The organism is Mesorhizobium monacense, assembly GCF_056781675.1.
In genome coordinates this window covers 5,410,428-5,433,796 of record NZ_CM165567.1, presented here as the reverse complement: position 1 = coordinate 5,433,796, position 23,369 = coordinate 5,410,428, and the positions used below count along the sequence as shown (strand labels likewise).

Below are 23,369 nucleotides of genomic sequence, written 5' to 3'. Positions count from 1 at the left end.
GCCCTGCCTGCCGCCTTCTTAGCCGGGCACAGGCTTAGTTTTTGCCAAAGAGGTTGCGGTCGCTGCCCTGAACGACGGGCTGGTTGTCGGCATGAGCCGGCTTCTGGATCGAAGCGGTGTGCGAACTGTCGACCGCGGCGGCAGGCTGGTTCGCACCGTTGGAACCATAGTTGTCGCTACCAGCGAAGGCGCTGCCGGAAATGGCCAGAAGGGCGGCGGCAGTGAGAACAATCTTTTTCATTTTTAAATACTCCAGTATTTCTATTTCAGTTTTTCCGTCCGTCTAGCGGCGTGTCTTGGGAAGGAATTCGCGTCGTTCGGACAGCCCCGATGTGGGAAAGCCAAGTGGCGGTTTCCAATCACGAAGTTGTTCCGCGTGGACCATGACTCTGCATCTTGAAATTGTACCAGAGCCTACTACCACCGAACCTTTTATCAACTTTATCAATTGGTTATCAAAAAGCCGCCTATGCATCACCAACTGTGTCGGAGTGCCAGCGTTCACACCGTCCTGCACGCACCGTCAACAGAAACGAACCGTTCGGTTCGATTTTAGAATCCGCTAATAGTCACTTTTCGATACTGTTAACCATTTAGACGTCGGCAAAAGGCTGATCGGCGAGCGATTCGTGACGGGCACCAAGTGCGGCAGAAGCGAAAATCGGCGTCCCTGGAGTTTGGCTGCGGTAATCACCATCCGTGTCGCGACACATGGATGCGATGTCGTTTTCATACCGCCGGCAATCCGGCCGTCATGGTTAGATCAATTCATCTCAGGTGCCGCCTCGTCGCCGACGAAGCGGAGAATTGGGAAGCCGGTCAAAACCCGGCGCTGCCCCCGCAACGGTGGTGGAGTTCAAGTCGCAACGGGAGACCACTGGGCAATCCGCCTGGGAAGGTGTCGCGACCGTCCGCAAGGACACTCCAGAGCCCGGAAACCAGCCGGAGATTTCTAGACTCGACTGATCGCGGTGGGCGGTCAAGAGGTGGATGGTGCATGTCCGGTCTGCCGCCGGATTGCCGCCGATCTTTCCTCCATCACCACCAGTTCAGTCCTTAAAAGATAAGGACAGGACATGGATGCGCGCAACGACATGCTGAGGCTGCTGCACAGCCGCAAGCAGGGCTACTCGTTGGAACAGCCCTTTTATACCGACGCCGATTTCTTCAAGCTCGACATGGAGCTGATCTGGTATCGCGACTGGCTGTTCATCGGCCATGATTGCGAACTGCCGAAGCCCGGCAGCTTCATCACCGCCCAGATCGGCGACTATCCGGTCGTGCTGGTGCGCGACCAGCAAGGCAAGATCAACGCCTTCCACAATTCCTGCCGCCATCGCGGAAGCCGCGTCTGCAACTTCGAGAAGGGCACTGCGGCAAAGCTGGTCTGCCCCTATCACCAGTGGACCTACGAACTCGACGGCCGGCTGTTGTTCGCCCGGCAGATGGCCGATGGTTTCGACAAGAGCCAGTTCAGCCTGAAGCCGGTCGCTTGCGAAAGCGTCGGCGGCTACATCTTCATCTGCCTGGCAAAAGAGGCGGCCGACTTCGCGCCGATGCGGGCGATGATCGAGCCTTACCTCCTGCCGCACCGGTTGCGCGAGGCAAAGGTCGCCTTCGAATCGACTATCGTCGAGAAGGGCAACTGGAAGCTCGTCTGGGAGAACAACCGTGAGTGCTACCACTGCGCCGGCAATCATCCCGAACTGTGCAAGACTTTTCCGGAAGCACCGACGGTGACCGGCATGCAAGGTGCCGACAGTGACCCGGAAATGCTGGCGCACTGGGCGAAATGCGAGGCGGCGGGCCTGCCGAGCAAGTTCCGCATCGACCCGGCCGGACAATATCGCGCCACCCGCGCGCCGCTGCTGCGCGATGCCGTCAGCTACACGATGAACGGCAAGCGCGCGGTGACAAAGAACCTGTCCGATACGGTCTCGGCCGATCGGATCGGCACCCTGATGCACTATCACTACCCAACGACATGGAACCACATTCTCATCGACCACGCGGTGACCTTCCGCGTGCTGCCGATCAGCGCCACGGAAACCGCGGTGACGACGAAGTGGCTGGTGCACAAGGATGCGGTCGAGGGCGTCGATTACAACCTCGAAGACCTCACCCATGTCTGGACCGAGACCAACGACCAGGACCGCCGCATCGTCGAGGAAAACGCCTTCGGCATCCTGTCGCCGGCCTACGAACCCGGCCCCTATTCGGAACTGCATGAAGGCGGCGTCATCCAGTTCGTCGAATGGTACGCGTCCTTCATCGGCCCGCGCCTTGCCGAAGGCGGCCGGCCGGCGTTGCGCAGTGTCGCCTGAGGGGTGAGGGGATGAATGCGATGACCGATCTCGGCCTCTACCGCCACCTCGACGAGATGGCGCCCTGGAACGACAGGCTGCAGGTGCTGGAGGTGATCGGCGTCGCCGACGAGGCGCCCGACGTCAAGACCTTCACCTTCCGCTCCGACAACCAGACCTGGTTCCGCTACAAGCCGGGCCAGTTCGTGACGCTGGAGCTGCCGACCGCCGACGGTCCGCTGATGCGCACCTACACGCTGTCGTCGTCGCCGTCGCGGCCCTTCTCGATCGCGGTGACGGTCAAGGCACAGGCCGGCAGCATCGGCACGCGCTGGATGTTCGATCATCTGAAGCCCGGCACCCACGTAAAGGCCTACGGGCCGGTGGGCGACTTCTCGCTGCACAGCCATCCTGCGGCGAAGTATCTGCTTATCTCGGCCGGCTCCGGCGTCACGCCGATGATGTCGATGCTGCGCTGGCTGAACGACTGCGCGCCATGGACCGATGTCGGCTTCGTCAACTGCGCGCGCCGGCCGGAAGAGATCATCTTCCGCAAGGAGCTGGAATTGCTGGGCAGCCGAATGCCCGGCCTGTCGCTCGGCTTCATGATCGAGGAACGGTCGAGTCGTGAAGGTTGGTTCGGCCATATGGGCCGCATCGACGCCATCCGGCTGCCGCTCTTGGCGCCCGATTTCCGCGAGCGCGAAATCTTCTGCTGCGGCCCGGATCCGTTCATGCGCGCGGTGCGCGGCATGCTTGAAGCCTCGGGCTTCGACATGGCCAGATACCACCAGGAAAGCTTTGCCGCTCCCGCGATCGAGGAAATACCCGCGCCGTTTGCCGTACCAGTGGACGGCAGCACGGGAGAGCCTGCCGAGGCCGCGACCCCGATCCGCTTCGCGCTTTCGGATGTCGACGCCGAATGCGTCGCCGGGCAGACCGTGCTGCAGACGGCGCGTGCTTCCGGGCTCAGGATCCCCGCGGCCTGCGAATTCGGCCTGTGCGGAACCTGCAAGGTGAAGAAGGTCTCGGGCGACGTCGAGATGAGCCACAATGGCGGCATCCTCGACCACGAGATCGACGACGGCTTTATCCTTGCCTGCTGCTCTAAGCCGCTGTCGGCGCTCGAAATCGAAGCCTGAAAGGCAGGCGGCTCACACCCCGTAGCGCTCGGTGCGGATAAGGCCGGCCGGGACATCGGCATCGATCAAAGCCTGGGCGGCGGCCGACACGAAGGCGTTCGAGCCGCAGACGAAGGCAAGCCTCGGCGGCTCGGGCAGTCGCGTCAGGGATTGCATCATCATCTGGGCGTCGATCCGCCGCGAATAGTCCTCGGGCCGCCGTGCGGCCTCGCGCGTCAGTGCCAGCACCAGCTCGAAGCCGTCGCGGCGGTCGTCGAGGCCGATCAGCTCATCGCGAAAAATCACCTCGTCCCAGATCCGCGCCGAAAACACCAGCGCGCCCGGCACGGAGGATTTCCGCGCCGTCCGGTGGCGCACCATCGCCATCAGCGGCACCACGCCGGAGCCACCTCCGACCAGGATGATCGGCCCGCCGTCGCTGTCGGACCAGATGAAATGGCCGCCGAGCGGACCGCGCAATTCGATCTCGTCACCGACAGCCGCGACCTCGTGGAAGAAGGGCGAGACCTCGCCCTCCTCAAGCCTTTCGATCGCCAGCTCGATCGTCCCGCCGCTCTCCGGCGCAGAAGCAATGGAATAGGAGCGCCGCGCCTGGTAGCCGTCCGGCGCCGTCAGCCGGACATCGACATGCTGCCCGGCCTGGTGGACGAAGGGCCGCGACAGCCGGAAGAAAAAACTGGTGACGCGCGGCGTGCGCTTTTCGATGCGAGTGATCTTCGCCGTCTGCCAGGGCGATTGCGCCGCCGAAGCCTCGCTCATAGGTCGTCCGTATAGCGCTGCTCGCGCCACGGGTCGCCATAGATATGATAGCCGCGCAATTCCCAGAAGCCCGGCTCGTCGCGTTCGGTGAACTGCAGCCCGTTCAGCCATTTGGCCGATTTCCAGAAATAGAGATGCGGCACCAGAAGCCGCGCCGGCCCGCCATGGTCTGGCGTGATCGGCTTGCCTTCATAGAGCAGCGCCACCATGGCCTTGCCGGCGACAAGGTCCTTTGCCGGCACATTGGTGGCGTAGCCGTCGAACGAGTGCGCCAACGTGAAGGCGGTCGGCGGCTCGATGCCGGCATCGGCGAGGATGTCGTCGACCAGCACGCCCTGCCATGCCGTGTCGAACTTGGTCCAGGCGGTCACGCAATGTATGTCGCGCGTCATCCTGCTCAGCGGCAGCGCATTGAACTCGGCCCAGTTCCATTTCTTGATCGGCCGCGGCCCGTGCTTGAGCGTGAACGACCAATCCTCGGTGCGCACGCGCGGTGTCGGTCCGGCCGACAGCACGGGAAAGCCCTGCTCGAGATATTGCCCGGGCGGGATGCGCGCGTCCGTGACCGTCGGGGGCTTTCGTCCGGAAAAGAAGCCGCGGGTAACCATCGGGACAATCCGTTTGCGCTGCGGCCGAAATCGACCTCAGCCAGTGTTCAAGAAGATATCCCGGGGGGCAACAGGAATCTTACCGGCCCAACCGGCTCGCCGCAGACGCGGCAAGCCTGTGTTGCTCGTCCTCAGCCGGCGGCGAAGGGCACTGCGACGAAGATCTGAGCGTCGCCGCGATCGACGAGCAGCAGCACGGATTTCCTGCCGGACCTGCCGGCTTGCGCGATCGCCTGGTTTGCCTGCCTGGCGTTCTTCACCGGTGTCTGGTCGACGCCGACGATGACGTCGCCCGGCTGGATGCCGGCCGCCGAGGCCGCCTTGTCCGGATTGACGCGCTCGACCAGCGCGCCGCGCTGGTTGTCGGTCAGGTTCAGTTGCTCGCGAACATCAGGCGTGAGGTCGGTGAGGCCGAGGCCGAGCGAGGGCACGCGCAAGGCCTGTTCCTGGGACTTGCCGTCATCGCCTTCGGCCGAGGCGGTCTTCGCATCATCGCTGTTGCGTCCGACATCGGCGGAAATCCGCATGGCCTTGCCGTCGCGCCAGACATTGAGCGTTTCCCTGGCGCCCGGCGCTACATCGGCGACGGCACGCGACAGGTCTTTCGGATCCTTTATCTCCTGGCCGGCGAAGCTGGTGATGACGTCGCCAGTCTTGATCCCCGCTTTGGCGGCCGGCGATCCGTCGGTGACCTCGGAAACCAGCGCGCCGCCGGGATGGTCAAGGCCCATGGCGCTGGCGACGTCCGGCGTCACCTCCTGGATCTGGACGCCGAGATAGCCGTACTGGATGTCGCCGCCCTTCATCAGCTTGGCGACCACCTTTTCGGCCTGGTCCGACGGGATGGCGAAACCGACGCCGACGCTGCCGCCATTGGGCGAATAGATCGCCGCGTTGATGCCGACGACATTGCCCGTGACATCCACCAGCGGGCCGCCGGAATTGCCGTGGTTGATCGGCGCGTCGATCTGGATGAAGTCGTCGAACGGGCCGCTGTGCAGGTCGCGGCCGCGCGCCGAAACGATGCCTGCGGTGACCGTGGTGCCGATGCCGAACGGGTTGCCGAAAGCCAGCACCTGGTCGCCCGGCATGAGCTTGTCGGAATCGCCCCATTTGACGGTCGGCAGGGACTTGTCGGCCTTGACCTTGAGCACGGCGAGATCGTTCTTGGCGTCGCGGCCGACCAGCTTGGCGGGAAGCTCGGTACCGTCGTCGAGCGTCACCTTGATCGAAGTGGCGCCATCGATGACGTGGTTGTTGGTGACGATGGTGCCGTCGGCGCCGACGATGAAGCCGGACCCTAGCGCCTCTGCACGCTGCGACTGTTGCTGCGGCGGGGTCTTGGGCATGGGAGTTCCCTGGTCGCCGAAGAACTGGCGGAAATAGTCGTCGAAGGGTGAGTCTTCGCTCATCGTTTCCGGCTGCGCTTTCATGACGGTGGTGACGGTCACCACCGCCGGCTTGTCGGCGGCCACGATCGGGGCGAACGACCCGTTCGGCGCCTTTATGCCGGCGACGGGGGTCTGGGTTGTCGGAACGGTGCTGCTTGCGCCCATGTTGTTCGCACTGTCAGCGAAAGACACCACGAAGGGGGATAGGATCAGCGCAGCGCCCAGCAAGGCCGCGACGCGATGTCTGCGAAGGATATCTGACATGGTCGTTTGTCCGGGCGAGAGTTGATCCAGCGCCGCGGCCGCCTTTCCTGTGTGGGAAACCGGCCATCCGGCGTGTCGATGGTCGCGATTGCCCGTCTCGCCTGGCATGGCAGCCGACCGGATCGACAGCCCTGCATCTAGGGTCTGGATGGGTCCGAATTAGGGTTTTTGTGCCATCTTACGAAGATTTAATGTCCGCACACTGACCGATCACAATGTCGTCAGACGACAGGTGGCAGGGCATCAACGCCCGTTGGTGCGCCTGAGATAGGCCGAGGCGATCTCTCGCATCCGCTTGCCGTCGAAGCTCGGCCCGTGGCCGCCATGGCCGATGCGGATCGGCAGGTCGAGCAGCCGCTGCATGGTGTGGCGATAGGCGGTGCGGTCCGAATCCGGCAGGTCGTCGATCAGCATGCCGTCATAGATGGCGTCGCCGGCGAAGAACAGGCCGTCGGCCTCGTCGAACAGCGCGATCGAATCGGGCGAATGTCCCGGCAGGTGCAGCACCTTGAACTGCCGGTCGCCGAGATCGATGACATCGCCCTCGGCAAGCATCCTCGTCAGCGGTGCCGGCGGGATCCTGTAGTCGGCCGCTTTCCAGCCGGGCGCCGGCAATTTCGAGACGGCGCCGTCGAGATTGTGGAACATGTAGGCGTAGGTCACCGCCTCATCCATGCTGTCGAATTTTCCGGCGCTCATTGCCGGTCCTGCTCGCAGCGGAAATTCGTGCAGCGAGCCGACATGGTCGAGATGGACATGAGTGGCGACGACCAGCAGCGGCTTGCCGGCGGGCGTGTCGATCTGAGGCGCCAGCGGGCAGATGCCCATGCCGGTGTCGACGAGCAGGTCGACGTCACGGCCTTTGAGATGCCAGATGTTGGCGCGCACGAAATCATGCACGAACGGCTCGGTCAGCATCGTCGTCCTGGCGTCGATACCGGTCTTGCTGAACCAGTCGCCCACCAAGCGGTCGTTCATCAAACGAAGGGCTTTCCGACCTTGTATTTTTCCGGCACCAGCCGCTTCAGATAGGCCATGCCGGTCTCGGACAGCTGGTTGACGTCAGCCTTCATGAAATCATCGGGCATGTGGCGCGTCTTGCCGGCGACATTCTTCAGCGGCACCTTCTTCAGCACGGTCTTCGTGCCGTCATACTGCAGCGCCACCGAGCCGCCACCTGCCTCGGCGACCGCCACCGCAAAGGCGCCGGCATCGAAGGCTTCCTGTGCGTCGACGGCGCTGATGGCGCCGACATAGCCGCGCGGCATGTAGCCCAGCGCATCGACGCGCGCCCGCTTGCCCGGCAGCCCTTCGGCGAGCGCCCGCTCGAGCGCTGCCGGCAGGTCGCTGCCCGACAGCTTGACGTTGCCGTGCGCGTCGCGCTCGAGTTTCTCCGGCGGCACCAGGCTTTCGACCAGCGCCTTGCCGTCGGCGGTGCTGACACCTTCGGACACGGCCACGATGCAGCGCTTGTGGCGGTCGAGCGTGGCGCGCACGTCGTCGATGAAACCGGCTGCCGAGAACGGCCGCTCCGGCACGTAGACGAGATGCGGGCCGCTGTCCGGATCGAGCTGCCATGCGGCGGCGGCGGCGGTGAGGAAGCCGGCGTGCCGGCCCATGACGATGCCGACATAGATGCCGGGCAAGGCGCGGAAATCGAGATCGACGGAGAGGAAGGCGCCGGCGACGAACTCGGCCGCCGAGATGAAGCCCGGCGTGTGGTCGTTCTCCTCGAGGTCGTTGTCGATGGTTTTCGGCGCATGCACGAAAGCCATCGTGCCGCCGGCGGCATCGGTCAGGATCTGCTGCGTGCCGGACGTATCGTTGCCGCCAATATAGATGAAGGCGTCGGCGCCGGCCTTCTTCAGGCCGTTGAGGATGACCTCGCAATAGGCGGCGTCGGGCTTGTCGCGCGTCGAGCCCAGCGCCGCACTTGGCGTCGCCGCGATCAGCCTGAGCTGTTCCTCGGGAATGGCCGAAAGGTCGGCATAGTTGCCGTCACGAATGCCGCGCACGCCGTGGATCGAGCCCAGGACCTTGGCGCCGGGATGCCGCTTGCGGATCTCCAGTGCTGCACCAACCATGGTCTGGTTGATGACGGCGGTCGGTCCGCCGCCCTGCGCGATCACAAACGTTCCTGACATGCTTCATCTCTCCTGAGCAATGGGCTTCGCAAGCACATTCGCCTGTCTTGCCGGATCACGCAACGGGAGAGTCGACTGGCGGAAGCGTCAGACGACGACGACCGGGTTCTTCTTGGAAACGCGGCTGTACAGGTCGATGATGTCCTGGTTGATCAGGCGCACGCAGCCCGACGACATCGCCTGGCCGATGCTCCACCATTCGGGCGAGCCATGGATGCGGTAGCCGGTGTCCTTGCCGTCCTGGTAGATGTAGAGCGCTCTTGCACCGAGCGGGTTGGTGAGGCCGCCGGGCTGGCCGGCCTGCCATTTCACCAGCTCCGGCTTGCGCGCGATCATTTCGGGCGGAGGGGTCCAGACCGGCCATTCCTTGCCGTACTGGATGTTGGCGCGGCCGGACCAGCGGAAGCCGTCCTTGCCGATGCCGACGCCGTAGCGGATCGCCTCGCCGCCCGGCTGCACCAGATAGAGCATGCGCTCCTGCAGATGCACGACGATGGTACCGGGCGCCTCGCCGGTCTGGTCGACGACGATCTGGCGGCGGAATTCCGGCTTGACCTTCTTGTAGGGCACCTCAGGCACCTCGAAGCCGCCATCGGTGAGCGAGGCATACATCACGTCCGGGCCGGTGATGTTCTTGTCGACGCTGATCGCGGGACGGATTGGCTGCACCGAGCCGGTGGTGACGTCATCGAGCTGCAACTGCGGCAGGTCGAGCGTCTGGCTGCAGCCGGCCATGCCGAGCAGCGTCATGGCGCCGGCGCCGGACAGCACCGCGCGGCGGGAAAGCAGATTTTCGGTTTCGATCGCGTCGCCATTTGCTGGCGGCGTCAGATTTTGCGGCTTACGCATGCACCCAAACCCTACGCTGTCGGCGGGAAACACGGTCCGGCCGGATAGGGGCAGTTTCGCCAATCATGGTTGAAAAAGCGTGAAGGGCCGGACTTTGGTCTTAACCCTGTTCGGCAGTTGCCCGCGGCAGCAGGGCGAAACGGCCCGCCGGACATTTCGAAGAAGCCCCTTTACATTCCCGCGCACCCAAGGATTTATCCTTTTCTTTGCGCTCAAGGAGACATCGATGTCCTTCGAAAACTGGGCCGCCTTCGCCGCCTCCTCCACCATCCTTCTTGTCATTCCGGGCCCAACCATCCTGCTGGTCGTGTCCTATGCGCTGGGCCAGGGCTGGCGCACGGCGCTGCCGATGGCGGTCGGCGTGGCGCTGGGCGACTTCACCGCCATGACGCTGTCGATGCTGGGCATCGGCGCACTGCTCGCGGCATCGGCCACCGTGTTCACGGTGCTGAAGGTGATCGGCGCCTGCTACCTGATCTATCTCGGCGTGAAACTGTTCCGCGCCGGCGGCGCGCTCAGGGCCGAGCCGCGCACCGACGCGGTGTCGGCGGCCAAGATGATGGCGCATGCCTGGCTGGTCACCGCTCTCAACCCGAAAAGCATCACCTTCTTCGTCGCCTTCCTGCCGCAGTTCCTCGACCGCCACGCGGATTTCTGGACGCAGATGCTGGTCTTCGAAACGACCTTCCTGGCGCTCGCCTTCGCCAATGCCTTCGGCTACGCGCTGATCGCGGCAAGGGCGCGCAACGTCGTGCGCAATCCCCGGGCGATCCGCATCTTCAACCGCACCGGCGGCACGCTGCTGGTCGGCGCCGGCATCGGAACCATGGCGATGCGCCCGGGTAATTGACGCAGGAGAACTAGCCTGCCCTGCCTCACGTGCCCCTCGAAGTGCCTGGACCTCAGGTTGGCGTGCCAGCTCTTGTTGGCCTAAGATAGGTCAGATCCGGCATCTGATGGAGGGCTAGGCATGGCGGTCAAGGACGCATTCGGCCTGACTTTATCGGGTGCGACGGAGGCCGGTTTCGCGCCCTACGCCCAGGCCGCGCGCGAACTGCAGTGCTTCATCGGCGATCCGGTCGCCTCAGCCGACCGCGCCATCACCGAAAACCCCGATTTCGTCATGGCGCATGTGTTCAAGGGCTATCTCTTCGGTCTCGCCACCGAGCGCGAGGCAAGTTTGGTGGCCAGGAAATGTCACGAGGCGGCGCTGCCGCTTGCTGCCACGCCGCGCGAGCAGGCGCATGTTGCGGCCCTTGGCCATCTCGCCGCCGGTCGCTGGCATGAGGCCTCGCGAATGCTAGAGGACGTCGCCATCGACTTCCCGCTCGACATGGTGGCGCTGCAGACAGGGCACCAGATCGACTTCTTCACCGGCAATGCCCGCATGCTGCGCGACCGCATCGGCCGCGCTCTGCCCGCCTGGCAGAAGGACATGCCCGGCTACCACGCCGTGCTCGGCATGCAGGCCTTCGGGCTGGAGGAGATGGGCGACTACGCGCGCGCCGAGCGGTTGGGCCGCACGGCGGTCGACATCGAGCCGCGCGACGGCTGGGCGCAGCACGCCGTTGCCCATGTCATGGAAATGCAGAGCCGGCAAAAGGACGGCATCGCCTGGATGCGCGCCAATCCGGAGGCGTGGACGAAGGACAGCTTCCTGCAGGTGCACAATTGGTGGCATCTGTCGCTGTTCCACTACGATCTCGGCGAGACCGACGAGGTGCTGGCTCTCTATGACGGGCCGATCTACGGCACGCCGTCGATGCTGGCGCTCAATATGGTCGATGCCTCGGCGATCTTGTGGCGGCTTCATCTCGGCGGGGCCGATGTCGGCGACCGCTGGAGCGCACTTGCCGACAACTGGCCCAAGGCCGGCGCCGGCAATTACGCCTTCAACGATGCCCACGCGATGATGGCCTTCGTCGGTGCCGGCCTCGAAGCGCCGGCCCGAACCCTGCTCGAAGCGCAGCGCGAGGCGATGCGCGGCAACGACGACAATGCCGCCTTCACCCGGGATGTCGGTCATCCCCTGACACTCGCCATCAAGGCCTTCGGCGACGGCAATTATGCCGAGACGGTACGCCTGATCCGGCCGATTCGCGCCATCGCCCAGCGCTTCGGCGGCAGCCACGCGCAGCGCGACGTCATCGATCTCACGCTGATCGAGGCGGCGCTGCGTTCCGGCGACCATGCACTGTCGCGGGCGCTAACGGCGGAACGCACACTGGCGCGACCGGACAGCCCGCTCTCGGCATTGTTTTCGCAACGCGCCGTCGAATTGTCCGAGAATTGACCGGCGGCGAATCTTGCCTTAAAAACTGGCCAAGCCAGATTTTTTCGAGATCCGAAAAAATTAAGGGCAGTGGGAGGAATGCATGTATCTCGGCCTCGATCTGGGCACGTCGGGCGTCAAGGCGCTGTTGATCGACGCCGGTCAGAACGTCGTTGGCTCCGGCCATGGTTCGCTCGACGTATCGCGGCCGCATCCCGGCTGGTCCGAGCAGGATCCTACCCATTGGATCCAAGCCTGCGAGACGGCAATCGCCGAGCTGAAGACATCGCATCCAAAACAGCTCGCGGCGGTGAAAGGCATCGGCCTCTCCGGCCAAATGCATGGCGCCACCTTGCTCGACGCTGCAGACAAGGTGCTGCGCCCCTGCATATTGTGGAACGATACGCGCAGCCACGCCGAAGCGGCGGTGCTCGACGCCGACCCGCGCTTTCGCCAACTAACCGGCAACATCGTTTTCCCCGGCTTCACCGCGCCAAAACTCGCCTGGGTGAAGAACAATGAGCCTGCCGTGTTCGCCAAGGTGGCGAAGGTGCTCTTGCCGAAGGATTTCCTGCGGCTCTGGCTGACCGGCGAGCATATGTCGGAAATGTCGGATTCGGCCGGCACCTCCTGGCTCGATGTCGGCAAGCGGCGCTGGTCCCCGGAGCTGCTCGCCGCCACCTCGCTCGACGAGAAGCAGATGCCGTCGCTGGTCGAAGGCACGGCGAAAGCCGGCGGTCTGCGCGCCGAACTGGCCTCAAAATGGGGCATCACAGCCGGCATCCCGATTGCCGGCGGCGCCGGCGACAATGCGGCCTCTGCCTGCGGCATGGGCACGGTGGGTGCCGGCCACGCCTTCGTCTCGCTCGGCACGTCGGGCGTGCTGTTTGCCGCCAACGCGTCCTATCTGCCCAATCCGGCAAGCGCGGTGCACACATTCTGCCATGCGCTGCCCAACACCTGGCACCAGATGGGCGTCATCCTGTCGGCAACCGATTCGCTCAACTGGCTGTCCGAGATCACCGGCAAGGGCGCTGGCGAACTGACCGCCGAACTCGGTGAAAAGCTCAAGACGCCGACTGGGGTTACCTTCCTGCCCTATCTCTCGGGCGAGCGCACGCCGCACAATGATTCCGCCATTCGCGGTTCCTTCACAGGGCTTGCACACGAATCCAGCCGCGCCGTGCTGACCCAGGCCGTGCTCGAGGGCGTCGCTTTCGCCTTCCGCGACAGTCTCGAAGCGTTGAAAAAGGCCGGTACGACATTGACGCGGGTGACGGCGATCGGTGGCGGCTCGCGTTCGCGCTACTGGCTGAAGGCGATCGCCACCGCGCTGCAGGTGCCGGTCGACATTCCTGCCGATGGCGATTTCGGCGCTGCCTTCGGCGCCGCGCGACTCGGTCTGATTGCCGCGACCGGCGCAGACCCGCTTGCCGTCTGCTCCGCGCCGGCCACCGACGCCACCATCGAGCCGGATACGGCGCTGATCAACGCCTATGCCGATGCCTATCATCGCTACCGGGCGCTTTACCCGGCGATCAGGGGCGCCACGGCGTGAGCGGGGTTTTGCCCACGCCGCGGCGTCGCGGCTCACTGCGCCGGCACCTTGTCGAGGAAGCCGGTGATGCTCTTCAGGCGGCCGTTCTCGATGACGCCGATGTCGGTGCCTTCGATGACGGATTCCGTGCCTTCCGGGCCGAGGTTCCACGAGAAGCGGATCGTGTCGGCGAAACCGTCCGGCTTGCCCTTCAGCGAGAAGCGGAAGCCGGCAAAGCGTTGCTGAATGCCGTCGATGAGTGCGGCGACGCCTTCGTGGCCGTCGCCCTGCATGATCGGGTCACGATAGCTGACATCTTCGGTGAAGGTCGCCCTGAGCAATTCCGCCCGGCCCGCATCACCCTCGTTCCAGGCGGTGATGTAGTTTTTGGCGATCGTGTTGAGGTCGGTCATGGTCTGTCTCCTTCGTTGAGTGGCTTTGACATGACCCTTTTCGACCAGCGCCGGCATGAAACCAATTACGCCTGAGGTAATCAGAGCGAACTTTCGAGAGGACAAAAAATCATGAGCAGCGGATTTTTCGGCGACATCCAGAAGATCAAATATGAAGGACCGGATTCGACCAATCCGCTGGCCTACCGGTTCTACAATCCCGACGAGGTGGTGGCCGGCAAGCGGCTGGAGGACCATCTGCGCTTCGCCGTCGCCTACTGGCATTCCTTCGCCTGGCAGGGCGGCGATCCCTTTGGCGGCCAGACCTTCGACCGTCCCTGGTTCGCCAAGGCCGGTGGTGTCGACACGATGGAGCTGGCAAAGCTCAAGGCTGACGTCGCCTTCGAGATGTTCTCGCTGCTCGGCGCACCCTATTTCTGTTTCCACGACGCCGACGTGCGGCCGGAAGGCAAGGATTTTTCGGAAAGCGCCGCCCGCCTCGACGAAATCGCCGACTATTTTGCGGGAAAGATGAAACAGACCGGCGTCAAGCTCCTGTGGGGCACTGCCAACCTGTTCTCGCACCGCCGCTTCATGTCGGGCGCGGCCACCAACCCCGATCCCGATGTCTTTGCCTATGCGGCGGCAACGGTGAAAAGCTGCATCGACGTCACCAAGCGGCTGAAGGGCGAGAACTACGTGCTGTGGGGCGGCCGTGAGGGCTATGAGACGCTGCTCAACACCGACCTTGCCCGCGAGCAGGAACAGGCGGGACGCTTCCTCAGCCTCGTCGTCGACTACAAGCACAGAATAGGCTTCAAGGGCACCATCCTGATCGAGCCGAAGCCGCAGGAACCGACAAAGCACCAGTACGACTATGATGTCGCGACGGTGTACGGCTTCCTCAAGCGCTTCGGGCTGGAGAAGGAGGTCAAGCTCAACGTCGAGCAGGGCCACGCTATCCTGGCCGGCCACTCCTTCGAGCACGAGCTGGCGCTGGCCAATGCGTTGGGCATCTTCGGTTCGATCGACATGAACCGCAACGACTACCAGTCGGGCTGGGACACCGATCAGTTCCCCAACAATGTGCCGGAGATGGCGCTGGCCTATTACCATGTCTTGCTGGCGGGCGGCTTCAAGACCGGCGGCACCAATTTCGACGCCAAGCTGCGGCGCCAGTCACTCGACCCGCAGGACCTGCTGATCGGCCATATCGGCGGCATGGATTCCTGTGCACGTGGGCTGAAGGCCGCTGCCCGCATGGTCGAGGACAAGGCGCTGTCGGGGCCGCTGGCCGAACGCTATGCGGGCTGGAACTCCGCCGAGGCCAAGGCGATGCTGTCGGGCAAACGCACGCTCGAGGAAATCGCAGAGCGCGTGGTGAAGAAAAAGATCGAGCCGCAACCGCGCTCGGGCCGCCAGGAACTGCTCGAGAACATCGTCAACCGCTACGTCTGAGCACGAAAAACCGTCTCATTCCGTTCCAAACATTGCTGCCCGGAACGGCTTTGCGCGACGGGCAGGGCCGACGACACGGTTCTGCCCCGCATCGCCCCTCAATCGCCTCGCTCTTGCCTTCAAACAGCCGTCACGGACTTCGTATAGTGTGGCTCATGGCGGGAATCAGGAAGAAGGAGGCGAACCGATATGCAGCACGAACGCGAAATCGACGCCCTGCTCTCATCTGGCGAGGCTGGCTCGATCATCGACCGGCTGATGGCGCTGCCGCATCCGAAGGATGGCACGCGCCGCATGAATGAATGGGATCGCGCGGTCGCCAGCCGCTTCGAGATCCATCTGGCGCGGCAGATGCGCTCACAGATCGACGGCGCCGGCGCTCGTCAAGACGCCGCGTAGTCGTCGCGGTCAGCCGCGGCGCAATCTCACCGGCGCTTCGCCGAAAGCTCTTGAAAACGCTCTGGAAAACGCTGCGGCGGACGAAAATCCCGTCCGCCCGGCGATGTCTGCCATGGCGACGCGCGTGTCGACCACCAGCCGGCGCGCGGCACCCAGCCTGAGCCTGAGGTAATAGGCGCCAGGCGTTTCGCCGATCGATTTGCGAAAGATGCTTTCCAGCGTCCGCGCCGTAACACCGGCGCGCTTGGCCACGGCATCGATGGTCAGCGGCTGGTCGACATGCGCTTCCATCAGCCGGATGGCTTGCGCCAGCCGTGGATCATATCCATCGAGGCGCCCGAGCGAGACCAGCGGCTGCGCGTCGGTGGCGGCGCGCGCCTGATCGTAGATGAAGACGCTCGCCACATCGAGTGCCACCGCCATGCCGAGCCGCGTGCGGATCAGGTGCAGCATCAGGTCGAAGGTCGGCGAGGCGCCACCCGAGGTGAAGACGCGACCGTCGATGACATAGCGGTCGGGACGGACATCGACGCCGGGGAAGGCGGCGGAAAAGTCCTCCATGTCTTCCCAATGGGTGGTGGCGCTGCGCCCTTCCAGCAGGCCGGCGCGTGCCACCAGCCAGGTGCCGGCCTCGACGCCACCGCAGGCCCGCGCGGCACGCGCCGCGCGCCGCAGGCCGGCAAGCAGCGCCGACGTGGCATAGTTCTGCGTGCCAAAGCCGGCGACCACGACAAGCACGTCGGTGACTTCGGTGGCATCGAAGCGGCCGCTGACCGCCACCGGCAGGCCGCAAGTGGTGATCGGCGCCTCGCCGGTCACCGAAACCAGTTTGAAGTCGAACAGCGTTTCGCCGGAAATGCGGTTGGCGGCGCGCAGCGGGTCGATAGCCGAGGCCACGCACATGATCGATGAGCCCGAAAACACCAGCAGCGTCACCTTGAGTGGTGAGCGCTCGGCGCGAAAGATTTCAGGGTTTTCGCTTTTAATCATGACAACTTCGTAAAACGCAAAACAGTTTCCCGCAAGTCAGTCATTGTTGGGGGAGTTTCTGTGCATGTCGTTGTCCCAAAACCGGTTCCCACTTTTGGGCGACATGCATGATGGTCGAATTTGGGAGAGAGACCGATGCCGCTTGCGATGAACCGTGAGGTTTTCATTACCTGTGCCGTGACCGGGTCCGGCGGCTCGCAGGACCGCAGCCCGCATGTGCCGCGTTCGCCCAAGCAGATCGCCGATTCGGCGATCGACGCGGCCAAGGCGGGTGCCGCGATCGTCCACTGCCATGTGCGCGACCCCGAGACCGGCAAGCCGCGCCGCGATGTCCATCTCTACCGCGAGGTGACCGAGCGCATCCGCGACGCCAATGTCGACGTGGTGTTGAACCTCACCGCCGGCATGGGCGGCGACATGGTGTTCGGCTCGCCGGAAGCACCGCTGCCGCTGAATGAAAAAGGCACCGACATGGGCAGCGCCACCAACCGCATGGAACATGTGCGCCAGTGTCTGCCGGAAATCTGCACGCTGGATTGCGGCACGATGAATTTCGCCGAGGCCGACTATGTCATGACCAACACGCCCGGCATGCTGCGTGCCATGGGCGGCATGATGACGGCGCTCGGCGTCAAGCCGGAGATCGAGGCCTTTGACACCGGCCATCTGTGGTTCGCCAAGCAGCTGGTCGAGGAAAAGGTGCTGAACCCCGATGCCCTGGTGCAGCTCTGCATGGGCGTGCCGTGGGGCGCGCCCGACGATCTCAACACCTTCATGGCCATGGTCAACAACGTGCCGTCGACCTGGAACTGGTCGGCCTTCGCCATCGGCCGCAACCAGATGGCCTATGTGGCAGCGGCGGTTCTGGCCGGCGGCAATGTCCGCGTCGGGCTGGAGGACAATCTCTGGCTCGACAAGGGTGTGCTGGCGACTAATGCGCAGCTCGTCGAGCGGGCGGCCAGCATCGTCACCAATCTCGGCGCCAGGATCCTCGGGCCGGAAGAAGTGCGCCAGAAGCTCAATCTGACCAAGCGCGCACCGATCGCCGCGTAGGCTCAAGCCGGGGAGGTCGGCATGGCTACCGTCAAATTCACCGCGATGAAGGATGGCAACCGGGAAGACTATGAGTTCCTGACCGCGCATGAAATCGACTACGCCGCCAGGACCGGCGAGCGGCTGCTCGACGCGCTCGTGCAGCTTGACGAGGGCCTGTCCGGCTACAAGATCACCCGGCTCGGCCACTCGCTGCAGGCGGCGACGCGGGCCTGGCGCGACGGCGCCGACACCGACTGGATCGCCTGCGCGCTGCTGCACGACATCGGCGACATCTACGCGCCCTACAATCACGACGAATATGCGGCTGCGATCCTGAAACCCTTCGTGCGCGAGCAATGCACCTGGGTGGTGGAAAAGCACGGTGACTTTCAGCGCCTCTATTACGCCCATCATCTCGGCGGCAACCGCCATGCTCGCGACCGCTTCGCCGGGCATGCCTATTTCGACGATTGCGACCAGTTCTGCGAGCGCTGGGATCAGTCGAGCTTCGACCCGGATTACGAGACGCTGCCGATCGAGTTCTTCCGGCCCTTCGTGCTCGATGTCTTTGCCCGCAAGGCCTACGACGCTGCCGTCATCCGCGCCGGCGAACGTGTGCCCCTCATCGATCCCGAAACTGCCAGGACAAGAACCGGAGCCTCCGCATGAGCATCATCAACAAGGCGGCTGCCATCGGCGGCGGTGTCATCGGCGCGGGCTGGGTGGCGCGGCTGCTCTTGAACGGCATCGACGTGTCGATCTTCGATCCCGATCCGGAAGCCTCGCGCAAGGTCGGCGAAGTGATGAAGGGCGCGCGCCGCGCCTACAAGCAGATGCTGCCCGGCGGTCTGCCGAAGGAAGGCAAGCTCACCTACGCCAAGACCATTGCCGAAGCGGTGGCTGACGCCGACTTCATCCAGGAAAGCGTGCCTGAAAGGCTCGACCTCAAGCACCGCGTGCTGGCCGAGATCGACGCCCATGCGCCGGCCAACACCATCGTCGGCTCGTCGACTTCGGGCATCAAGCCGACCGACATGCAGGTGGCGATGAAGAAGCATCCGGAGCGGCTGGTCGTCGGCCATCCGTTCAATCCGGTCTACCTCTTGCCGATCGTCGAGATCGTCGGCGGCGAGCAGACTTTTCCTGAGGCGATCGAGGTCGCCAGGGAGATATATGCGTCGATCGGCATGAAGCCTGTCGTCATCCGCAAGGAGATCGAGGCTTTCGTCGGCGACCGCCTGCTCGAAGCAGCGTGGCGCGAGGCGCTGTGGCTGATCAAGGACGGCATCTGCACGGTCGAGGAACTCGACGACATCATGCGCTATGGCTTCGGTCTGCGCTGGGCGCAGATGGGCATGTTCCAGGTCTATCGCGTCGCTGGCGGCGAGGCCGGCATGCGCCACTTCATGGCGCAGTTCGGGCCCTGCCTGCAATGGCCGTGGACCAAGCTGATGGATGTGCCGGAATTCAATGACGAGCTGGTCGACCTGATCGCCACACAATCGGACGAGCAGGCGCATGGCCTGTCGATCCGCGAGCTGGAAAAGATCCGCGACGACAATCTGGTCGCCATCATGGAAGCACTGTCGAAGCAGAACAAGGGCAAGGGCTGGGGCGCCGGCGCCTTGCACAAGGACTACACCAAGCAGCTCGCCAAGCTGGCGACGAAGAAGCCGACCGCCTCCAAGGCGGCCGAAAAGGCCAAGGCGACCAAGCCGGTGAGGAAAGCCGACAAGCCGAAGAAAAAGAAGAAGGGCTGAGACCATGGATTTCGGTCTGTCGGAGGAGCAAAAACTCATCGTCGAGACGACGCGCGCGTTCGTCGAAAACGAGCTTTATCCGCATGAACGCGAGGTGGAGCGCACCGGCGTGCTACGCCGCGAGTTGATCGAGGAGATCAAGGTCAAGGCGATCGAAGCCGGGCTCTATGCCGCCAACATGCCGGCCGACGTCGGCGGCGCCGGGCTCGATACGGTGACCTGGCTGCTCTACGAGAAGGAACTGGGCCGCGCCAACTACGCGCTGCACTGGACCTGCGTGGCGCGTCCCTCAAACATTCTCTTGGCCGGCACGCCCGAGCAGCGCGAAAAATATCTCTTCCCCTGCATTCGCGGCGAAAAATGGGATTGCCTGGCGATGACCGAGCCGGGCGCCGGCTCCGATTTGCGCGGCATGAAGGCGACCGCGGTGCAGGATGGCGACGACTGGGTGCTCAACGGTACCAAGCACTTTATCTCCCACGCCGACCTTGCCGACTTTGCCATCGTCTTCATGGCTTCGGGCGAGGAGGATTCGCCACGTGGCAAGCGCAAGAAGATCACCGCCTTCTTCGTCGACAAGGGCACCAAGGGCTTTGCCGTGCGCGACGGCTACCGCAACGTTTCGCATCGCGGCTACACCAACGCCATCCTGGAATTCGACGACTGCCGCTTGCCGGCGAGCCAGGTTCTGGGCGAGGTGCACAAGGGTTTTGAAGTCGCCAATTCCTGGCTCGGCGCCACCCGCCTGCAGGTCGGCGCCACCTGCCTCGGCCGCGCCGAGCGCGCGCTTGGCCATGCCGTCGAATATGCCGCCCAGCGCCAGCAATTCGGCCAGCAGATCGGCAAGTTCCAGGGCGTGTCGTTCAAGCTCGCCGACATGGCGACGGAATTGAAGGCCGCCGACCTGATGGTGTTCGAAGCCGGCTGGAAGTACGATCAGGGTAGCGTCACCGATCAGGACATGGCCATGGCCAAGCTGAAGGCCACCGAGATGCTCGCTTTCGTCGCCGATGAGGCGATCCAGATCCATGGCGGCATGGGCTTGATGGACGATCTGCCTCTCGAGCGCATCTGGCGCGACGCCCGCGTCGAGCGCATCTGGGAAGGCACTTCGGAGATTCAGCGACATATTATTTCGCGGGCGCTGCTGCGTCCGTTCGGGGCTTAGAGCATGATCGGGATCCAGATCGTGCTCAAACGAAAAGATGACCATGCATAAACTCGAACGTCTCCTGCGCCCGAAATCGATTGCCGTGTTCGGTGGGGCGCAGGCTGCCGCCGTGGTCGCCCAGTCGATCAAGATGGGCTTTGCCGGCGAAATCTGGCCGGTGCACCCGACCAAGGATGAGGTCGCCGGTCGCAAGGCCTATCGATCCGTCGCCGACCTGCCGGGCGCACCGGACGCCGCCTTTGTCGGCGTCAACCGGCATCTCTCCATCGAGGTGGTCAAGGCACTAGCCGACCGTGGCGCCGGTGGCGCCGTCTGCTTTGCCGCCGGCTTTCTCGAAACCGAAGCCTATGATGAGGACGGCGAACGGCTGCAGGCCGAACTGGTCACGGCCGCCGGCCAGATGCCGATCATCGGCCCGAACTGCTACGGCCTGATCAACTACGCCGATGGCGCGCTTTTGTGGCCCGATCAGCATGGCGGCATCAGGCTGCCCGAGGGCGGCAGGGGTGTGGCCATCATCACCCAGTCGTCCAACATTGCCATCAACATGACGATGCAGAAGCGCGGCCTGCCGATCGCCTTCCTGATGACGGCCGGCAACCAGGCACAGACCGGCCTGTCCGAGATGGCGCTCGGCCTGATCGAGGACGAGCGCGTCACCTCGCTTGGGCTCCACATCGAGGCCTTCGATTCGGTAGCCGGCTTCGAGCGGTTGGCGGCCAGGGCGCGCGAGTTGAAAAAGCCGATCATCGCCATGAAGGTCGGCCGTTCCGAGCAGGCGCGGCAGGCGACGGTGTCGCACACCGCCTCGCTGGCCGGCTCCGATGCTGCATCAGGTGCTTTCCTGAAGCGGCTCGGCATCGCCCGCGTCGATTCCATCCCCGCCTTCATCGAGGCGCTGAAGCTGCTGCATGTCACCGGCCCGTTGCCCGGTTACCGGCTGTCGTCGATGAGTTGTTCGGGTGGCGAGGCGTCCGTGATGGCCGACAGCGCCGAAGGGCGCTGGGTCAATTTCCCGGAGCTCACCCACAAGCACCGCGCCCATGTCAAATCGACGCTCGGGCCGCTGGTCGCGGTGGCCAACCCGCTCGACTATCACACCTTCATCTGGAACAACGAGCCGGCGATGACCGCCACCTTCACCGCCATGGTGTCGGGCGGCTTCGACCTCAACATGCTGGTGCTCGATTTCCCGCGCCCAGACCGCTGCTCGGATACCGATTGGTGGGCGACCTTGCGTGCCTTCGAATCGGCGCTCAAGACCAACAAGGCGCAAGGCGCGATCGTCTCGTCGCTGCCGGAGAACCTGCCCGAGGAATACACAGCCGGCCTGATGGCGCGCGGAATGGTGCCTCTGTTCGGCATTTCCGAGGCGATGGACGCCGCCCAGGCGGCAGCCTTCATCGGCTGGGCCTGGCGTGAGCCGCAGGCGCAGCCGATCGACACCTCCGCATCCGGCGCGCCGGTAGGCGGCCATGTCACGCCCGACGAGGCCGAGGCGAAGGCGCGGCTGATCCAGGCCGGTCTGCCCGTGCCCAAGGGCGAACGCGCCGGCAATGCCGTCGAGGCGGTGATCTCGTCGATGGCGTTGGGCTTCCCGGTGGCACTGAAGGCTTTGGGCGTCACCCACAAATCCGAGATGGGCGCGGTGCTGCTCAACCTCAAGGATGCCGAATCCGTCAGCACCGCCGCCCATGACCTCGGCCCGCTCGGCACCGGCCTGTATGTCGAGCGCATGGTGCGTGACGGCGTCGCCGAACTGATCGTCGGCTTCACCCGCGACCCGATGTTCGGCGCGGTGATGACGCTGGGCACCGGCGGCGTTCTGGTCGAGCTGCTGCGCGACAGCGTCACCCTGATGCTGCCAGCGACGCGCGACGACATCGAGGCGGCGCTGCGCGGCCTGAAACTCTATCCGCTGCTCGAAGGCTATCGCGGCCGGCCGAAGGCCGATGTCGCGGCGGCCATCGAGGCGATATCGGGCATCGCCGCCTTCGTGCAACAGAATGCCGGCGAGATCGAGGAACTCGACATCAACCCGCTGATCGTCTGCGCCGAAGGCAAGGGCGCCTGGATCGCCGACGCGCTGCTGGTGCTTGGAGAAAAGAAGAATGGCTGACGTCATTTCGACCCGGCGCGAGGGCACGATCCTCGAAGTTACGCTTGATCGGCCGAAGGCCAACGCCATCGACCTCAAGACCTCGCGGCTGATGGGCGAGACGTTCAAGGCATTCCGCGACGATCCCGAGTTGCGCGTCGCCATCGTCAAGACCGCCGGCGACAAGTTCTTCTGCGCCGGCTGGGATCTCAAGGCGGCTGCCGGTGGCGACGCGGTCGACGGTGACTATGGCGTCGGCGGTTTTGCCGGGCTGCAGGAATTGCGCGACCTCAACAAGCCGGTCATCGCCTGCGTCAACGGCATGGCGGTCGGCGGCGGCTTCGAACTGGCGCTGTCCTGCGACCTCATCTACGCCTCCGACCATTCCTCCTTCGCGCTTCCCGAAATCCGCGCCGGCACGCTTGCCGACGCGGCGACAATCAAGCTGCCGAAGCGTATTCCCTACCATGTCGCCATGGATTTGCTGCTCACCGGTCGCTGGATGGATGTCGCCGAGGCGCATCGCTGGGGCCTGGTCAACGAAGTCCTGCCGAAGGAAAAGCTCGAGGACCGCGTCTGGGAGATTGCTCGCCTGCTCGCCAGCGGCCCGCCGCTGGTGTTTGCGGCGATCAAGGAGACGGCGCGCGTCGCCGAGGCGCTGACCTTCCAGGAGGCAATGAATAAGGTGACGCGCCGCCAGCTGCCGACCGTCGATGCCCTCTACGGTTCCGAGGACGGCATGGAAGGTTTTCGTGCTTTTGCCGAAAAGCGCGACCCGGTGTGGAAGGGCAGGTAGG

Annotated in this window: 22 protein-coding genes and 1 riboswitch; of the genes, 13 read left to right on the top strand and 9 right to left on the bottom strand. The window is 64.3% G+C overall.

The genetic code is table 11. The features are described 5' to 3' along the window. Positions 1-34: 34 nt before the first annotated feature. A complete protein-coding gene (locus AC1RUK_RS25945; RefSeq protein WP_481838370.1) occupies positions 35-241 on the bottom strand; it encodes a DUF680 domain-containing protein in 207 nt (68 codons plus the stop codon). Positions 242-758: 517 nt separating this feature from the next. Next, positions 759-961, top strand: a riboswitch (cobalamin riboswitch). A 115-nt stretch (positions 962-1,076) separates the two neighbouring features. Between AC1RUK_RS25945 and AC1RUK_RS25940 the strand changes: the two genes are divergently transcribed. Together AC1RUK_RS25940 and AC1RUK_RS25935 are read left to right on the top strand one after the other, a co-directional pair. After that, positions 1,077-2,324 (top strand): aromatic ring-hydroxylating oxygenase subunit alpha, encoded by a 1,248-nt coding sequence (locus AC1RUK_RS25940; protein ID WP_481838371.1) that lies wholly within the window; start codon positions 1,077-1,079, stop codon positions 2,322-2,324. 20 nt (positions 2,325-2,344) lie between these two features. Further along, positions 2,345-3,445 (top strand): FAD-binding oxidoreductase, encoded by a 1,101-nt coding sequence (locus tag AC1RUK_RS25935; RefSeq protein ID WP_481838372.1) that lies wholly within the window; start codon positions 2,345-2,347, stop codon positions 3,443-3,445. Between the two features lie 12 nt (positions 3,446-3,457). Here the strand turns inward: AC1RUK_RS25935 and AC1RUK_RS25930 are convergent, their stop codons facing one another. The 6 genes from AC1RUK_RS25930 to AC1RUK_RS25905 all read right to left on the bottom strand — a co-directional run bounded on the left by AC1RUK_RS25930 (position 3,458) and on the right by AC1RUK_RS25905 (position 9,361). Next, positions 3,458-4,204 carry a ferredoxin reductase gene (locus tag AC1RUK_RS25930; protein ID WP_481838373.1) on the bottom strand — a complete coding sequence of 249 codons (747 nt, stop codon included), beginning with the start codon at positions 4,202-4,204 and terminating at the stop codon, positions 3,458-3,460. Beyond that, on the bottom strand, positions 4,201-4,812 hold the full coding sequence (locus tag AC1RUK_RS25925; protein ID WP_481838374.1) for a molybdopterin-dependent oxidoreductase: 612 nt from the start codon (positions 4,810-4,812) through the stop codon (positions 4,201-4,203). The genes AC1RUK_RS25930 and AC1RUK_RS25925 overlap by 4 nt, the downstream gene beginning before the upstream one ends. A gap of 131 nt (positions 4,813-4,943) precedes the next feature. Then, complete coding sequence (locus AC1RUK_RS25920; RefSeq protein ID WP_481838375.1) at positions 4,944-6,467, bottom strand: DegQ family serine endoprotease; 1,524 nt, start codon at positions 6,465-6,467, stop codon at positions 4,944-4,946. Between the two features lie 243 nt (positions 6,468-6,710). After that, positions 6,711-7,445 carry an MBL fold metallo-hydrolase gene (locus AC1RUK_RS25915; RefSeq protein ID WP_481838376.1) on the bottom strand — a complete coding sequence of 245 codons (735 nt, stop codon included), beginning with the start codon at positions 7,443-7,445 and terminating at the stop codon, positions 6,711-6,713. Beyond that, entirely contained in the window at positions 7,445-8,611 is a 1,167-nt protein-coding gene (locus tag AC1RUK_RS25910) for a diphosphate--fructose-6-phosphate 1-phosphotransferase (protein ID WP_481838377.1), read from the bottom strand. Before AC1RUK_RS25910 ends, AC1RUK_RS25915 begins: the two co-directional genes overlap by 1 nt. An 87-nt stretch (positions 8,612-8,698) precedes the next feature. After that, positions 8,699-9,361, bottom strand: a complete 663-nt coding sequence (locus tag AC1RUK_RS25905) for a L,D-transpeptidase (protein ID WP_481839388.1) — start codon at positions 9,359-9,361, stop codon at positions 8,699-8,701. A 325-nt stretch (positions 9,362-9,686) separates the two neighbouring features. On the opposite strand from AC1RUK_RS25905, the gene AC1RUK_RS25900 reads away from it, so the two are divergent. The 3 genes from AC1RUK_RS25900 (at position 9,687) to xylB (ending at position 13,290) form a co-directional block, all read left to right on the top strand. Beyond that, positions 9,687-10,310: a LysE family translocator gene (locus AC1RUK_RS25900; protein WP_481838378.1), complete on the top strand. Its 624-nt coding sequence runs from the start codon at positions 9,687-9,689 to the stop codon at positions 10,308-10,310. A gap of 120 nt (positions 10,311-10,430) precedes the next feature. Beyond that, on the top strand, positions 10,431-11,753 hold the full coding sequence (locus AC1RUK_RS25895; RefSeq protein WP_481838379.1) for a tetratricopeptide repeat protein: 1,323 nt from the start codon (positions 10,431-10,433) through the stop codon (positions 11,751-11,753). 82 nt (positions 11,754-11,835) lie between these two features. Beyond that, on the top strand, positions 11,836-13,290 hold the full coding sequence (xylB, locus tag AC1RUK_RS25890) for a xylulokinase (RefSeq protein WP_481838380.1): 1,455 nt from the start codon (positions 11,836-11,838) through the stop codon (positions 13,288-13,290). A gap of 32 nt (positions 13,291-13,322) precedes the next feature. On the opposite strand, the gene AC1RUK_RS25885 is transcribed toward xylB, so the two are convergent. Next, positions 13,323-13,682, bottom strand: coding sequence for a nuclear transport factor 2 family protein (locus AC1RUK_RS25885; protein ID WP_481838381.1), 360 nt, complete (start codon positions 13,680-13,682; stop codon positions 13,323-13,325). Between the two features lie 111 nt (positions 13,683-13,793). Between AC1RUK_RS25885 and xylA the strand changes: the two genes are divergently transcribed. After that, entirely contained in the window at positions 13,794-15,119 is a 1,326-nt protein-coding gene (xylA, locus tag AC1RUK_RS25880; RefSeq protein ID WP_481838382.1) for a xylose isomerase, read from the top strand. A gap of 189 nt (positions 15,120-15,308) precedes the next feature. Next, positions 15,309-15,518, top strand: a complete 210-nt coding sequence (locus tag AC1RUK_RS25875; RefSeq protein WP_436170404.1) for a hypothetical protein — start codon at positions 15,309-15,311, stop codon at positions 15,516-15,518. 9 nt (positions 15,519-15,527) lie between these two features. On the opposite strand, the gene AC1RUK_RS25870 is transcribed toward AC1RUK_RS25875, so the two are convergent. After that, positions 15,528-16,508: a GlxA family transcriptional regulator gene (locus tag AC1RUK_RS25870; RefSeq protein ID WP_481838383.1), complete on the bottom strand. Its 981-nt coding sequence runs from the start codon at positions 16,506-16,508 to the stop codon at positions 15,528-15,530. 135 nt (positions 16,509-16,643) lie between these two features. Between AC1RUK_RS25870 and bcoG the strand changes: the two genes are divergently transcribed. Genes bcoG through AC1RUK_RS25840 form a run of 6 tightly spaced genes read left to right on the top strand, consistent with a single transcriptional unit; the run spans position 16,644 to position 23,368 of the window. Further along, a complete protein-coding gene (gene bcoG / locus AC1RUK_RS25865; protein ID WP_481838384.1) occupies positions 16,644-17,561 on the top strand; it encodes a 3-dehydrocarnitine:acetyl-CoA trimethylamine transferase BcoG in 918 nt (305 codons plus the stop codon). Positions 17,562-17,582: 21 nt separating this feature from the next. Beyond that, the gene (locus AC1RUK_RS25860) at positions 17,583-18,212 is read left to right on the top strand and encodes an HD domain-containing protein (protein ID WP_481838385.1); all 630 of its coding nucleotides are present in this window, start codon (positions 17,583-17,585) and stop codon (positions 18,210-18,212) included. After that, on the top strand, positions 18,209-19,303 hold the full coding sequence (locus AC1RUK_RS25855) for a carnitine 3-dehydrogenase (RefSeq protein ID WP_481838386.1): 1,095 nt from the start codon (positions 18,209-18,211) through the stop codon (positions 19,301-19,303). Before AC1RUK_RS25860 ends, AC1RUK_RS25855 begins: the two co-directional genes overlap by 4 nt. Positions 19,304-19,307: 4 nt before the next feature. Then, positions 19,308-20,471: an acyl-CoA dehydrogenase family protein gene (locus AC1RUK_RS25850; RefSeq protein WP_481838387.1), complete on the top strand. Its 1,164-nt coding sequence runs from the start codon at positions 19,308-19,310 to the stop codon at positions 20,469-20,471. 43 nt (positions 20,472-20,514) lie between these two features. Continuing rightward, positions 20,515-22,593 carry an acetate--CoA ligase family protein gene (locus AC1RUK_RS25845; protein ID WP_481839389.1) on the top strand — a complete coding sequence of 693 codons (2,079 nt, stop codon included), beginning with the start codon at positions 20,515-20,517 and terminating at the stop codon, positions 22,591-22,593. Beyond that, complete coding sequence (locus tag AC1RUK_RS25840; protein WP_120011890.1) at positions 22,586-23,368, top strand: carnitinyl-CoA dehydratase; 783 nt, start codon at positions 22,586-22,588, stop codon at positions 23,366-23,368. The genes AC1RUK_RS25845 and AC1RUK_RS25840 overlap by 8 nt, the downstream gene beginning before the upstream one ends. The last annotated feature ends 1 nt before the right edge of the window (position 23,369 follow it).